Below are 14,012 nucleotides of genomic sequence, written 5' to 3'. Positions count from 1 at the left end.
TGGTCTACAATGCGGGCTCGCCGCCATCTCCTCCCTCTTGTCCCCCTCATGGCCCTGTTCTCCATCACCGACGCCCAGCTTGCCTTCGGTCACGTGGCGCTGCTCGATCACGCCGATTTCTCGCTGGAAGCGGGCGAGCGCGTCGGCCTGATCGGCCGCAACGGCACCGGCAAGTCGTCACTGCTGAAGATCGTCGCCGGCCAGATCGCGCCGGACGACGGCCTGATCGCGCGGCAGCAGGGCGTGACCTCGGCCTATGTGCCCCAGGAACCGGAGTTCGCGCCCGGCGTGACGGTGTTCGATGCGGTATCGCAGGGCATGGGCGAGGCGCACGCGCTGCTGGTCGCCTATGAGCACGCGGCCAACCGGCTGGCGCAGCATCACGACGACGAATCGCTGGCAGAGCTCAATCGCCTGCAGTCCGCGCTCGATGCCGCCGGCGCCTGGCAGTTGCGCACGCGCGTGGAAACCACGCTGGCGCGGCTCGGGCTGGACGCCAACACCCAGGTCGAGGCGCTGTCCGGTGGCTTGCGCAAGCGCGTGGCGCTGGCACAGGCGCTGGTCGCCGAACCGGACATCCTGCTGCTGGACGAGCCGACCAACCATCTCGACGTCGAGGCGATCCGCTGGCTGGAAGACCTGCTGCTGGGCTTTCGCGGCAGCGTGCTGCTGATTACCCACGACCGCGCGTTCCTGGACCGCGTGGCGACGCGGATCATCGAGCTGGACCGCGGCCGGCTATTGTCCTTTCCCGGCAATTTCGCCGCCTACCAGACCCGCAAGGCGGAACTGCTGGCGGCCGAGCAGGTGGAGCAGGCCAAGTTCGACAAGCTGCTGGCGCAGGAAGAAGTGTGGATCCGCAAGGGCGTGGAGGCCCGCCGCACGCGCAGCGTGGCGCGCATCCAGCGGCTGGTGTCGATGCGGGCAGAACGCGCCGCACGACGAGAGGCGCAGGGCAACGTCAGGCTGGAAGTCGCCCAGGGCGAGCGCTCGGGCAAGATCGTCGCGGAGTTGACGAACGTGACGAAGCGCTTTGGCGACAACAGCGTGGTGCGCGATTTCACCGCGACCATCCTGCGCGGCGACAAGGTGGGCGTGATCGGTCCCAATGGCGCGGGCAAGACCACGCTGCTGCGGCTGATCCTGGGCGAGCTGTCGCCGGACGAAGGGTCGGTGCGCAACGGCAGCAACCTGCAAGTGGCGTACTTCGACCAGATGCGCGGGCAACTGGACCTGGAGCGCTCGCTGGCGGACACCATCAGCCCCGGCAGCGACTGGGTCGAGATCAACGGGCAACGCAAGCACGTGATGAGCTATCTGGGCGACTTCCTGTTCGCGCCGGAGCGCGCACGCTCGCCGGTCAAGTCGCTGTCCGGCGGCGAGCGCAACCGGCTGCTGCTGGCGCGGCTGTTCGCCCGCCCCGCCAACGTGCTGGTGCTCGACGAGCCGACCAACGATCTGGACATCGAGACGCTGGAGCTGCTGGAGGAACTGCTGCAGGACTATGACGGCACCGTATTCCTGGTGTCGCACGACCGCGCCTTCCTCGACAACGTGGTGACCTCGACCATCGCCTGGGAGGGCGACGCGCAATGGCGCGAGTACGTGGGCGGCTATTCGGACTGGCAGCAGCATTCCGCGCGCTCGGCGCAGGCGCAGAAGAATGCTGCCGAGAAGGGCGTTGCCGACAGGGGCGCTGCCGAGAAGAAACCGGCGGAAGAGGCGCGCAAGGACGTGCGCGAAGGGCGCGATGGGCGCGGCGCCAACCGCACGGTGAAGCTCTCCTACAAGGAGCAGCGCGAACTGGACGGCCTGCCGGAGCAGATCGCCGCGCTGGAGGCGGAGCAGAAGACCATCGGCGCGGCGCTGGAAGATGGCTCGCTGTATGTCAGCGAGCCGGAGAAGGCGGCGCAGATGGCGACGCGCTTCGACGAGATCGAGATGGCGCTGCTCGAGGCGCTGGAGCGCTGGGAGCAGCTGGAAGCCAAGCGGCGCGGGGAAGGCTGAGCGCGCCGCGTCCGCCGCGGCGCGCTAGCCGCACCAGGCAATCACCATATTGGTCAGGTCGACCATGAAGCCCGGCTGCAGGTAGGCAAGAAAGCCCGCCGCGAGCACCGCTGCCGCGGCAATGGCCGCGAGCACCCGCGCGGCGAGGCCGGCGGCGGGACGGGCGGGATGGTTGCGGGCGGTCGTGGTCACGCGGCGATCCTCATCGAAGCGGTGGGGCCGACATCAGCGCCGACATCAGCGCCAACATCAGCGGCCGACATCAGCGGCCAACATCAGCGGCCGGCATCAGGCACCGACCGGCTGCGGTCGCACCAGCGCATGTTCGCGGATGGGCAGGTTGACCAGCGCGGCCATGACACCCAGCGCGATGGCGATGCCCCACACCACATCATAGGCGCCAGTGCGGTCGTACAGGTAGCCGCCCAGCCATGCGCCGAGGAAGCTGCCGATCTGGTGCGAGAAGAACACCACGCCCGACAGCATGGACAGATACTGCACGCCGAACACCTGGGCGATGATGCCGTTGGTCAGCGGCACGGTGGACAGCCACAGCGCGCCCATCAGCGCGGCGAACACCCAGGTGCTCATCGCGCTCAGCGGCAGCAGCAGATAACCGGCGATCACCACCGAGCGGCTCAGGTAGATGAACGACAGCAGATAGCGCTTGGGCATGCGCTGACCGAGCGAGCCGGCGGCATAGGTGCCGAACACGTTGAACAGGCCGATCAAGGCCAGCGCGACCGTCGCCACGGTAGGGTCGCCAAAGCCGCGGTCCTTCAAATACGGCGCGAGGTGCACGCCGATGAAGACCACCTGGAAGCCGCAGACGAAATAGCCGAGCGTCAGCAGCTGGAAGTTGCGGTTGGAGAATGCCTCGCGCACGGCCTGGCCGATGGTCTGCTGGAAACCGGACTGCACCGCCGCGCCCTTCGGTTCCCGCAGCGAGATCGCCAGCGGCAGCATCATGCACGCCATCACGGCCAGCACGAACAGGGCGTTCTGCCAGCCCAGGCTCGAGATCAGGCCCTGCTCGACGGGAATCATCAGGAACTGGCCGAAGGAGCCGGCCGCCGCGGTGATGCCCATCGCCCAGACGCGCTTTTCAGGACTGGCGACGCGGCCCACCACGCCGTAGACCACGCTGTAGGTGGTGCCGGCCTGGGCGATGCCGATCAGCACGCCGGCGCCGGAAGCGAACGCGGTACCGCTGGAAGCCAGCGCCATCACCACCAGGCCGGCGACATACAGGGCCACCCCGATCAGCATCACGCGCACCGCGCCGAACTTGTCGGCCAGCGCGCCGACGAAGGGCTGGCTGGCGCCCCACATCAGGTTCTGCAATGCCAGCGCAAAGGCGAAGGTCTCGCGGCTCCAGCCGTGCGCCTGCGTGATCGGCAGGTTGAACAGGCCGAAGCCATGCCGAATACCCATCGACAGGGTGACCAGCAGGCCGCCGCAGACCAGTACCGTGGTCAGGGAAAGGGGTTTGGATTGCATGTCTGGCTCGGTGGTTGTTCTGTTGTTGTTCTGTTGTTGTATTGCCGCGACGGGTGGTCTCCACCCGAAGGGGCACCGCCCGGTGCGGCGAGTGTACTCCCGCCCGGCGCAATGTGCAGGAGGCCGCCGGCGCGCTGCGGCAGGGGGCAGCCGCGGCGGCGGCATGCCATGAACGATCATGCCCTTCCATTACAATGCTGGCTGCCTTGGCGGGCCAGGCCGCAACAGGCCGCGATGGGCCGCACCGCGCACGGCGCGACAAGCCCCCGCCACGCCCAGGCAACCGCAGCAGTATTCACACAAGCAACGACTCCATGGCGAGCAAACCCAGTCAGTACAGCGAATCCTCCATCCGTGTCCTGAAAGGACTGGAGCCGGTCAAGCAACGGCCCGGCATGTACACCCGCACCGACAACCCCCTGCACATCGTGCAGGAGGTGATCGACAACGCGTCCGACGAGGCCCTGGGCGGCCACGGTACGGAAATCGTCGTGACACTGCATCGCGACGGCAGCGTCAGCGTGGAGGATGACGGCCGCGGCATTCCGGTGGGCATCCACCCGGAAGAGAAGGTGCCGGTGGTGGAGATCGTCTTCACCCGGCTGCATGCCGGCGGCAAGTTCGACAAGGGCAAGGGCGGCGCCTACGCGTTTTCGGGCGGCCTGCACGGCGTCGGCGTCTCGGTGACCAACGCGCTGTCGACGCGCCTGGACGTATCGGTCTGGCGCGACGGCCAGTTCTCGACGCTGACCTTCTCGGGTGGCGACGTGACCGCGCCGCTGACCTCTCGCAAGCTGGAACGCGGCGAGAAGAAGAACGGCACCCGCGTGCAGGTGTGGCCGGATGCGAAGTATTTCGACTCGTCGGCGATTCCGCTGGGCGAGCTGCAGCGGCTGCTGCGCAGCAAGGCCGTGCTGCTGCCGGGCGTCAAGGTCACGCTGATCCACGAGAAGAACGGCGAGCAGCAGACCTGGCAATACGAGCAGGGCCTGAAGGGCTATCTGATCGAGGCGCTGGCGCAGGGCAGCGGCGCCGAGCTGGTGATCCCGATGTTCGAGGGCGAGCATTTCGCCGATCCGGATGCCAATCCGGGCGAGGAAGGCTTTGCTGACGGCGAGGGCGCGTCCTGGGTGGTGGCATGGACCGACGAGGGCGCGCCGGTGCGCGAGTCCTATGTCAACCTGATTCCCACCCCGGCCGGCGGCACGCACGAGTCCGGCCTGCGCGAGGGCCTGTTCCAGGCGGTCAAGAGCTTCATCGAGATGCACGCGCTGCTGCCCAAGGGCGTCAAGCTGATGTCCGAGGACGTCTTCGCGCGCGCCTCCTTCGTGCTGTCGGCCAAGGTGCTGGACCCGCAGTTCCAGGGCCAGATCAAGGAGCGGCTGAACAGCCGCGACGCGGTGCGGCTGGTGTCCACCTTCAGCCGGCCCGCGCTGGAGCTGTGGCTGAACCACCATGTCGAGTACGGCAAGAAGCTGGCCGAACTGGTGATTCGCCAGGCGCAGGCCCGCACCCGCGCGGCGCAGAAGGTCGAGAAGAAGAAGGGCTCGGGTGTCGCGGTGCTGCCCGGCAAGCTGACCGACTGCGAATCGACCGACGTTACCCGCAACGAGCTGTTCCTGGTGGAAGGGGATTCGGCCGGCGGCTCGGCCAAGATGGGCCGCGACAAGGAATTCCAGGCGATCCTGCCGCTGCGCGGCAAGGTGCTGAACACCTGGGAGACCGAGCGCGACCGGCTGTTCGCCAACAACGAAGTGCACGATATCGCGGTGGCGATCGGGGTCGATCCGCATGGCGCCGACGACGAGCCCGATCTGTCGAACCTGCGCTACGGCAAGATCTGCATCCTGTCGGACGCCGACGTGGATGGCGCGCACATTCAGGTGCTGCTGCTGACGCTGTTCTTCCGCCATTTCCCGCGGCTGATCGAGAAGGGCCACGTCTACGTCGCCCGTCCGCCGCTGTATCGCGTCGATGCGCCGGCGCGCGGCAAGAAGCCCGCGCAGAAGCTGTACGCGCTGGACGATGGCGAACTCGAAGCGATCCAGGACAAACTCGTCAAGGATGGCGTGCGCGAGGGCAGCTGGCAGATTTCCCGCTTCAAGGGGCTGGGCGAGATGAGCGCCGAGCAGCTGTGGGAAACCACGATGAATCCCGACACGCGCCGCCTGCTGCCGGTGGCACTGGGCGAGTTCGATCTGCCGCAGACCATCGGCGTGATGAACATGCTGATGGGCAAGGGCGAGGCCGCGCAACGCCGCAACTGGCTGGAAGAGCGCGGCAACGAAGTCGTCGCCGATATCTGATCATTCATGGACCAACAAGATATTTCGTTCCAGGCCGACGAACCGGCCGATTCGCTGACGCTCGCGCACTATGCCGAGCGCGCCTATCTCGACTACGCCATCAGCGTGGTCAAGGGCCGCGCGCTGCCGGAGGTGGCCGATGGGCAGAAGCCCGTGCAGCGCCGCATCCTGTACGCGATGCACGAGATGGGGCTGCGCGCCGACGCCAAGCCGGTCAAGTCCGCGCGCGTGGTTGGCGACGTGCTGGGCAAATTCCATCCGCACGGCGACCAGTCGGCCTATGACGCGCTGGTGCGGCTGGCGCAGGACTTCTCGCTGCGCTACCCGTTGATCGACGGCCAGGGCAACTTCGGCTCGCGCGACGGCGACGGCGCGGCGGCGATGCGTTATACCGAAGCGCGGCTGACCCCGATCTCGAAGCTGCTGCTGGACGAGCTGGATCAGGGCACGGTCGACTTCGTGCCGAACTACGACGGCTCGATGGAAGAGCCGAAGCTGCTGCCGGCGCGGCTGCCCTTCGTGCTGCTCAATGGCGCGTCCGGCATCGCGGTCGGCATGGCGACGGAAATCCCGCCGCACAATCTGCGCGAAGTCGCGGCCGCCACGGTGGCGATGATCCGCAACGCCAACATCACGCTGGAAGAGCTGCTGGCGCATATGCCGGGGCCCGACTATCCCGGCGGCGGCCAGATCATCTCGTCGCCGGCCGAGATCGCGCAGATCTACGAAAGCGGACGCGGCAGCCTGAAGGTCCGCGCGCGCTGGACCATCGAGGAACTGGCGCGCGGCCAGTGGCAACTGGTGGTGACCGAGCTGCCGCCGGGCACCTCGGCGCAGAAGATCCTCGAAGAGATCGAGGAGCTGACCAATCCGAAGGTGCGCGCCAACAAGAAGTCGCTGACGCCCGAGCAGCTGCAATTGAAGCAGACCATGCTGGGCGTGCTCGACACCGTGCGCGACGAGTCCGGCAAGGATGCGCCGGTGCGGCTGGTGTTCGAGCCCAAGAGCAAGAACATCGCCCAGCAGGAATTCGCGCAGACGCTGCTGGCCCATACCAGCCTGGAGACGGGCGCGCCGATCAACCTGGTGATGATCGGCACCGATGGCCGCCCGCGCCAGAAGGGGCTGGCCGAGATCCTGCGCGAATGGATCGCCTTCCGCTTCGAGACGGTGACCCGGCGCAGCCGCCACCGGCTGGGCAAGGTCGAAGACCGCATCCATATCCTCGAAGGCCGGATGCTGGTGCTGGTCCATATCGACGAGGTGATCCGCATCATCCGCGAAAGCGACGAGCCCAAGGCTGGGCTGATGCAGGCCTTCGGCCTGAGCGAACGCCAAGCCGAGGACATCCTCGAAATCCGTCTGCGCCAGCTGGCACGGCTCGAAGCCATCCGCATCGAGCAGGAATTGAAGGACCTGCGCGAGGAGCGGGCCGATCTGGACGTGCTGCTCAAGTCCGAGACCATGATGCGCCGTCGCATCATCAAGGAAATTGAGACCGATGCGAAGCAGTACAGCCCGGCCGACAAGGACCCGCGCCGCACGCTGATCCAGGAGGAGCGGCGTGCCGCGGCGGAAGTGCGCGTCACCGACGAGCCGGTCACCGTGGTGGTCTCGCAGAAGGGCTGGGTGCGCACGCGCCAGGGTCATGGCCACGAGCCGCAGCAGTTCACCTTCAAGGCAGGCGATGCGCTCTACGCGACCTTCGAATGCCGTACCGTGGATCCGCTGCTGGTGTTCGGCTCCAATGGCCGGGTCTATTCGGTGCCCGTCGCCGGGCTGCCGGGTGGCCGCGGCGACGGCGTGCCGCTGACCACGCTGATCGAGCTGCAGTCGGGCTCGCAGATCGCGCATACCTTCGCCGGGCCGGCGGAGCAGCGCATGCTGATCGCCACGCGCAGCGGCAATGGCTTCCAGACGCGGGTCGCCGACATGACCAGCCGGCAGAAGGGCGGCAAGTCCTTCCTGACGCTGGACGAAGGCGACGCGCCGCTGCAGCCGGCACCGCTGGCGGACGACGCGACGCACGCGGCCTGCCTGTCGGCCAACGGCCGGCTGCTGCTGGTGGGCCTGGATGAGATCAAGGTGCTTTCCGGCGGCGGCCGCGGGGTGATCCTGATGGAGCTGGAGCCGAAGGAAACGCTGCAGCAGGCGGTCGGCGTGGGCGCGCCCGGACTGGTGCTGTCCGGCGCGGGCCGCGGCGGCAAGCCGTCGTCGCAGAAGCTGTCGGGCGCGAACCTGATGCCGTATGTCGGCAAGCGCGCGCGCAAGGGCAAGCCGATCGAGGCGAAGCTGAAGGAGCCGCGCATCGATCCGGTGCGGCACGGCTGACGCCCCTGGCCCGGCGTCCTTCGCGCACGACCCGCCTGGACGGCCCCCGGCGGCCCTAGCTGGCCGCCGGTTCCTTCACCCGCCATCCGGGCAACGCTGCCATGTCCTGGATATAGCGCTGGTAGGGCAGGTCCGGGTGAAACACGGCCAGGCTCGCCCTTTCGTCTGCCGTGTACGCCTTGTTCAACAGCAGTTCCCACAGTGCCCTGCATTGGCGCGGTGTCTTGCCGCCATCTTCCCAGAACAGCTGGGCCTTGCCGCGCCCGCGCAGTCCTCTGAACGGCGCGAGGGCTTGCACCGCGTCCTCAAGGGACATCGTCTCGAGCGCCATGTGCAGCGTCGGCAGGACATAGCCGTCCATCAGCAGGGGATCCTCCATCATCGCCCGCAATCCCGGCTTCGGATCGGCCAGCGCCGGGTCCCGGGTCAATGCCAGCCGGTACAGCGCATGATGGTCGGGACAGCAGTCCACCAGGCGCCGCCGCAGCGCCGGTTCCCGCCAGATCGCCTCGACCGCTTCCGGCATCGGCAGCAGTTCCTCGATATCTGGCCAGGTCGCGCGGTCGAAGGGGCGGCTATAGTCTTCCAGCAACTGCCTGACATCGCCGCGGGCACGCAGCAGGTCCACTCTTGCCGAAAGGCGCTGCAGCCGGCTCTCCAGCGTGTTGGCCTGCTGGGCTTCATCGCAACAGGGAGACGGGGCGGGGTCCGCGCCGTCGGGCGCCGGTCCCAGCGGTTGCTCCTCGCCGTCCTGCCAGCGCAAATCCCGAACCGCGCCGTCGATGTCGAGGAAGGCCGCCAGATCCCGGGCGCCGACCCGCACGCTGCCGTCGAAGCGGATACCGTGAAATAGCCGGTCGAACAGCTTGCGCAGCGGATGGCGCTTGTCCTCGACATACGCGACCGCGCGGACGAAGTAGGCACCCGAGCCGCCCGCCGGGCCGGGCGGCAGATGGGGAGGTCGGAACACCGCAGACAGCACGGACTGATTGGGCGTCTGGTCCTTGATCGTGCCGCAGCGGATATAGTGCAGCCGACCCTGATAAGGGCCGATGGAGACGGTGCGCGCCTGTTCGAAGTAAGGGCAGGCAGCGTCGGGCGTCATCCATGGCGTCCACGCCCGTTGCAGCTTGTCCAGGGCGAGCGGAGCGGGGGCGAGTCGGTACATGGCGGGGGCTCCTCCTTGCTAGCCATCACGCTAGCAGCAGCATTGCCGCCTTTCGAGGCCCGCTTTCCGATTTCTGCCCTCGCCGCACTGTTCCGAGCATAAGGTCGCACCGGTGCGACAAGCCGCGCTCGCGGTCAAAAAAAACGCCCCGGCAAGCGGGGCGCGCAAGGAGTGTGACGATGCCGGTGGCAATCAGTGGATGACCATCCGGGTAAATGGATCGACGTAGGCCTGCAGGGTCACGAACAGGCCCACCAGGATCGCCAGCACGATCGAGTGGAAGAACACATAGCGCAGGATGTCGCCCTCGTGCCCGTACCACTTGGTCGCGGTCGATGCGACCACGATGGACTGTGCGTCGATCATCTTGCCCATCACCCCGCCCGAGCTGTTGGCCGAGGCCATCAGCACCGGGGACAGGCCCAGCTGCTCGGCGGTGGTTTTCTGCAGCCCGCCGAACAGCACGTTCGACGCGGTGTCGGACCCGGTCAGTGCCACGCCCAGCCAGCCGAGCATGGTGCCGAACAGCGGATAGAACACGCCGGTGTGGGCGAAGGCCAGGCCCAGCGTCGCGTCCAGCCCGGAATAGCGGGTCAGGTAGCCCACGCCGAACATCGCGCAGATGGTCAGCAGCGAATACTTGACCAGCTTGATGGTGTTCCAGTACTCGCGCAGCAGCCTGGGCACCGTATAGCCCATCAGCAGCCCACCGACGATGGCGGCGACCAGAATGCCGGTGCCCGCCATCGACAGCACGTTGAAGTTGAACACCGCGGCTTCGGCCACCTCGGTCGGCACCACCGGGGGCACCTTGATCACGGCCTTGTCCAGGCCCGGGATCGAGTACCGCCATGCCCAGATGCCGTCCAGCACCTTCTTGACCTGCGGAATGCCCCACAGGAACACGAACACGGTCAGGATCACCCAGGGCATCCATGCCTTGATGGTCGATATGCCAACCGAGGCGGCATTGGCGCGCTGCTCGGCCGCCAACGCCTCGGGGTCGTCGACCTTGGACTCGTCGTGCCGGCCCAGGATCTTGGTGGTCGTCCAGATCTTCTTCGGCCGCCATACCTTGAGGAACAGCGTCAGGCAGCCCATCGACACCAGCGCGCCGATCACGTCCACCAGCCAGGGCCCGTGGTAGTTCGACACCAGGAACTGCGGAATCGCGAAGCTCACGCCCGCCACCAGGATCGCCGGCCAGACTTCCAGCATGCCGCGGAAGCCCGCGAACGCCCAGATCAGCCAGAACGGCACGATCACCGAGAACAGCGGCAGCTGGCGGCCGACCATGGCGGACAGGTCCAGCAGATCCAGTCCGGTCACCGCCGACAGCGCGATGATCGGCGAGCCCAGCGCGCCGTAGGCAACCGGGGCGGTGTTGGCGATCAGCGCCAGGCCCGAGGCGGCCAGCGGCGAGAAGCCCAGGCCGATCAGGATGGCACCGGTCACCGCCACCGGCGTGCCGAAGCCGGCGGCGCCCTCGAAGAAGGCGCCGAAGCTGAAGGCCACCAGCAGCAGCTGCAGACGGCGGTCCTCCGTGATGCCGGCGATCGAGCCCTGCAGCACCTTGAAGGAGCCGTTAAGCGTTGTCAGACGGTGCAGGAAGATGATGTTGAGCACGATCCAGCCGATCGGGAACAACCCGGCCGCGATGCCGAATCCTGCCGCCTTGCCTGCCATGGCCGCCGGCATCCCGAACACCGCCGAGGCGATGACGATACCGACGATCAGGGCAAGCCCGGCGGCCACATGGGCCTGCAAATGAAAGAACGCCAGCGCACCGAGCAGCACGGCCACGGGCACGCCAGCGGCGAGCGTGGACAGCAGCATGCTGCCGAGCGGGTCGTAGACTTGACTCCACACGATTGAATCCTCCTCAGTGATGGGCGGCAGGCATTCTCTGTGGAACGTCCCTGCCGGAGCGCCCGTCTCCGCTGCGCACCTGTCACGTGACCCGCAGAGCGCGCGGAGGCAAGCGATCGATTGTAAGGACGCCGCTTGTGCGGTCGGCCGTACATTGGATCACGGCCGGCGTGAATCCCATTCACGCCGGGAAAACCCGATGCAGGGCCCGTGGGCCTGGCAATCGGCAGCCGTGTCCGAGTGGAGAGTACTCCAATTGCTGCGGAACCGAAAAGTCGCTTTTAACGAGGGAAAGCGCAAGGGGTGGCAAGAGGCTTGCCACGGGCGGCGAGGGTCACGCCAGGGGCAGGCTAAGAATCCCCGAGGCGGCCGGGCGCGCGCGCATGGCGGCCAGCCAGCGCTCCAGATTGGGGCGCGGCTCCCTCTGCACCGGCATGCCGAGCCACCGGTGGGCGGCGCAGGCCAGCGAGATGTCGGCCATGGTGAAGCGGCCGTCGCAGATGAAGTCCCGGTCCGCCAGCGCCCGGTCCAGCAGCGCGGCCAGCGGTTCGGTGCGGGCGCACGAACGGACGATCGCCTCCTCGTCCCGTTCGGCCGGAGCGGTGCGAACGGACTGCAGGAAGGCCGCCACCATCGCCGGGCTGAAGGTGGTGGTCTGCCAGTCCATCCAGCGGTCGGCCGAAGCGCGCGCCTCGACGTCCTCCAGCCACAGCGAATCGGCGCCATAGCGGGCGCACAGGTAGCGCACGATCGCGTTCGATTCCCACAGCACGAACGGCTCGCCGCTGATGTCCTTGCCCCGAAAGTCCTCGATCACCGGGATCAACCGGTTGGGATTGAGGCGGACATACGCTTCCGTGTCGAGGTCGCCGCGCTGCACGCCAATGTCGATCCGCTCGTGATCCAGATGCAGCTCCCTGGCGCACCAGACCACCTTCTGCACATTGATCGAAGACAGACGACCCCAGATTCGCAGCATGCCGGCTCCTTGCACAAAGAAACGATATCGGCGCGCGGCGGCTCCCGTGAGGTAGGGCCGCCGCGCGTGACTGACAATGGCGGATGGTAGCGGTCAGCGGCGCGTCAGGCCGCCTTGGCTTGCTGGCCGTGCGCCGCCAGTGCCTGCTTGAAGACTTCGCCCAGGATCGCCACGCCTTGCTCGATGCGCTCCTTCGGCACCGTGACGAACGCCAGGCGCAGCGTATTGCGGCGCGGGTTGTTGGCGTAGAACGGTGCGCCGGGTACATAGGCGACGTTGCGCCTGACCGCCTCCTGCAGCAGCTCCATGCTGTCCAGTCCCTCGGGCAGTTCCATCCAGATGAACATGCCGCCTTCCGGCGCGTTCCAGGTGACACCCTCCGGCATATGGCGCTGCAGCGCGTCCAGCATCACCTGGCACTGCGCGCCGTACAGTTCGCGGATGGTCGGGATATGCGTGTCCAGCAACCCGTCGCGGATAGTCTCGTAGGCGACGCGCTGGGTAAAGCTCGGCGTATGCAGGTCCGACGCCTGCTTGGCCTGGCATAGCTTGAAATGCAGGTCGGGCGGGGCGATCACGTAGCCCAGGCGCAGGCCGGGCGCGAGCACCTTGGAGAACGAGCCCATGTAGATCACGCCGTCGGGGTTCATCGACAGCAGCGAGGGCAGCTGGTCGCCGGTGTAGCTCAGCTCGCCATACGGATCGTCCTCGACCAGCAGCACGCCCAGTTCGCGCGCGCGCTGCACCAGCGCCTGGCGGCGCTCCAGCGGCATGCGGCGGCCGGTCGGGTTCTGGAAGTTCGGCAGCGCGTAGAGAAAGCGGGCGCCGGCGGTCAGCTCGGGCGTCAGCGCGTCGGGCAGCAGGCTCTTGTCGTCGCCGGGGACCGAGACGAACTCCGGCTCGAACAGCGAGAACGCCTGCAGCGCGCCCAGGTAGCTGGGCGTTTCCACCAGCACCGGGCTGCCCGGATCGATCAGCACCTTGGCCAGCAGATCCAGCGCCTGCTGCGAGCCGGTGGTGATCAGCACGCGCTCGACGTCGACCTTGTGGCGGCGCGCGACGAATTCGCGCAGCGGCAGGTAGCCCTCGGTGGCGGCGTACTGCATGGCGGCGTGCGGGTTGTCGGCGAATACGCGGGCCACCGCCTGTTCCATCGCCGCGACGGGGAAGGTTGCCGGCGAGGGCAGCCCGCCGGCGAACGAAATCACTTCCGGACGCTCGGTGACTTTAAGGATTTCGCGGATGGCCGAGCTGGTCAGTTGTTGCGCCCGGCGGGAGATGGCCCATTGCATGATGTTCTCGTGGTTGGTTTGCGCGGTTCGACACCGCGCCTTGTTATGCGCCTGGTTGCGCTTGTCGATGTGTCGGCGAGCCGATGCGTTACTGCACTTCGACGATCATTTCGATCTCGACGCAGGCCCCCATCGGAATCTGCGCCACGCCGAACGCGCTGCGCGCGTGCTTGCCCTTGTCGCCGAAGACCTCGACCAGCAGCTCCGAGGCGCCATTGGTGACCAGATGCTGCTCGGTGAAGTCCGGCGTCGAATTGACCAGGCTCATCACCTTGACGATCCGGGTGACGCGGTTCAGGTCGCCCACATGCGCATGCAGCGAAGCCAGCAGATCGATGGCGATGGCGCGCGCCGCCTGCTTGCCCTCCTCGGTACCGAGCGTCTGGCCCAGCTTGCCGACCCACGGCTTGCCGTCCTTGCGCGCGATATGGCCGCTCAGGAAGACCGTATTGCCGGTTTGCGCGGCCATGACATAGGCGGCGGCCGGTGCGCCGGCGCTCGGCAGTTCGATTCCCAGGCGGGAGAGGGTGTCGTAGACGGACATGAAGACTCCTTGATAT

Annotated in this window: 10 protein-coding genes; 3 read left to right on the top strand and 7 right to left on the bottom strand. The window is 67.3% G+C overall.

Features of this window, described 5'->3' with window-relative positions:
* Positions 1-48: 48 nt before the first annotated feature.
* Positions 49-2,007 carry an ATP-binding cassette domain-containing protein gene (locus K6V06_RS05375; protein ID WP_222240673.1) on the top strand — a complete coding sequence of 653 codons (1,959 nt, stop codon included), beginning with the start codon at positions 49-51 and terminating at the stop codon, positions 2,005-2,007.
* A gap of 24 nt (positions 2,008-2,031) precedes the next feature.
* On the opposite strand, the gene K6V06_RS05370 is transcribed toward K6V06_RS05375, so the two are convergent.
* Entirely contained in the window at positions 2,032-2,199 is a 168-nt protein-coding gene (locus K6V06_RS05370; RefSeq protein WP_222240835.1) for a hypothetical protein, read from the bottom strand.
* A 96-nt stretch (positions 2,200-2,295) separates the two neighbouring features.
* Positions 2,296-3,507: an MFS transporter gene (locus tag K6V06_RS05365; RefSeq protein WP_222240671.1), complete on the bottom strand. Its 1,212-nt coding sequence runs from the start codon at positions 3,505-3,507 to the stop codon at positions 2,296-2,298.
* A gap of 314 nt (positions 3,508-3,821) precedes the next feature.
* Here K6V06_RS05365 and K6V06_RS05360 point away from each other — a divergent pair, with 314 nt between their 5' ends.
* Both K6V06_RS05360 and parC read left to right on the top strand, forming a co-directional pair.
* Entirely contained in the window at positions 3,822-5,813 is a 1,992-nt protein-coding gene (locus K6V06_RS05360) for a DNA topoisomerase IV subunit B (RefSeq protein WP_222240669.1), read from the top strand.
* 6 nt (positions 5,814-5,819) lie between these two features.
* Positions 5,820-8,144: a DNA topoisomerase IV subunit A gene (gene parC / locus K6V06_RS05355; protein WP_222240667.1), complete on the top strand. Its 2,325-nt coding sequence runs from the start codon at positions 5,820-5,822 to the stop codon at positions 8,142-8,144.
* Between the two features lie 55 nt (positions 8,145-8,199).
* On the opposite strand, the gene K6V06_RS05350 is transcribed toward parC, so the two are convergent.
* The 5 genes from K6V06_RS05350 to K6V06_RS05330 form a co-directional block, all read right to left on the bottom strand.
* On the bottom strand, positions 8,200-9,312 hold the full coding sequence (locus K6V06_RS05350; protein ID WP_222240665.1) for a hypothetical protein: 1,113 nt from the start codon (positions 9,310-9,312) through the stop codon (positions 8,200-8,202).
* A 192-nt stretch (positions 9,313-9,504) separates the two neighbouring features.
* On the bottom strand, positions 9,505-11,181 hold the full coding sequence (locus K6V06_RS05345; RefSeq protein WP_222240663.1) for an L-lactate permease: 1,677 nt from the start codon (positions 11,179-11,181) through the stop codon (positions 9,505-9,507).
* Positions 11,182-11,515: 334 nt separating this feature from the next.
* Positions 11,516-12,160, bottom strand: a complete 645-nt coding sequence (locus tag K6V06_RS05340; RefSeq protein WP_222240661.1) for a glutathione S-transferase family protein — start codon at positions 12,158-12,160, stop codon at positions 11,516-11,518.
* Positions 12,161-12,264: 104 nt separating this feature from the next.
* Positions 12,265-13,452: a PLP-dependent aminotransferase family protein gene (locus K6V06_RS05335; RefSeq protein WP_222240660.1), complete on the bottom strand. Its 1,188-nt coding sequence runs from the start codon at positions 13,450-13,452 to the stop codon at positions 12,265-12,267.
* Positions 13,453-13,540: 88 nt separating this feature from the next.
* Positions 13,541-13,996 (bottom strand): RidA family protein, encoded by a 456-nt coding sequence (locus K6V06_RS05330; RefSeq protein WP_222240658.1) that lies wholly within the window; start codon positions 13,994-13,996, stop codon positions 13,541-13,543.
* Between the last annotated feature and the right edge of the window lie 16 nt (positions 13,997-14,012).

The organism is Cupriavidus sp. AU9028 (genome assembly GCF_019795295.1).
Lineage (GTDB): Bacteria > Pseudomonadota > Gammaproteobacteria > Burkholderiales > Burkholderiaceae > Cupriavidus.
This window is presented reverse-complemented; position numbering and strand designations above follow the sequence as displayed.

Bases quoted from the DNA above. Each gene is read 5' to 3' on its own strand.
- K6V06_RS05375 (WP_222240673.1), top strand. From the start codon at position 49: ATGGCCCTGTTCTCCATCACCGACGCCCAGCTTGCCTTCGGTCACGTG.
- K6V06_RS05365 (WP_222240671.1), bottom strand. From the start codon at position 3,507: ATGCAATCCAAACCCCTTTCCCTGACCACGGTACTGGTCTGCGGCGGC.
- K6V06_RS05360 (WP_222240669.1), top strand. From the start codon at position 3,822: ATGGCGAGCAAACCCAGTCAGTACAGCGAATCCTCCATCCGTGTCCTG.
- parC (WP_222240667.1), top strand. From the start codon at position 5,820: ATGGACCAACAAGATATTTCGTTCCAGGCCGACGAACCGGCCGATTCG.
- K6V06_RS05350 (WP_222240665.1), bottom strand. From the start codon at position 9,312: ATGTACCGACTCGCCCCCGCTCCGCTCGCCCTGGACAAGCTGCAACGG.
- K6V06_RS05340 (WP_222240661.1), bottom strand. From the start codon at position 12,160: ATGCTGCGAATCTGGGGTCGTCTGTCTTCGATCAATGTGCAGAAGGTG.
- K6V06_RS05335 (WP_222240660.1), bottom strand. From the start codon at position 13,452: ATGCAATGGGCCATCTCCCGCCGGGCGCAACAACTGACCAGCTCGGCC.
- K6V06_RS05330 (WP_222240658.1), bottom strand. From the start codon at position 13,996: ATGTCCGTCTACGACACCCTCTCCCGCCTGGGAATCGAACTGCCGAGC.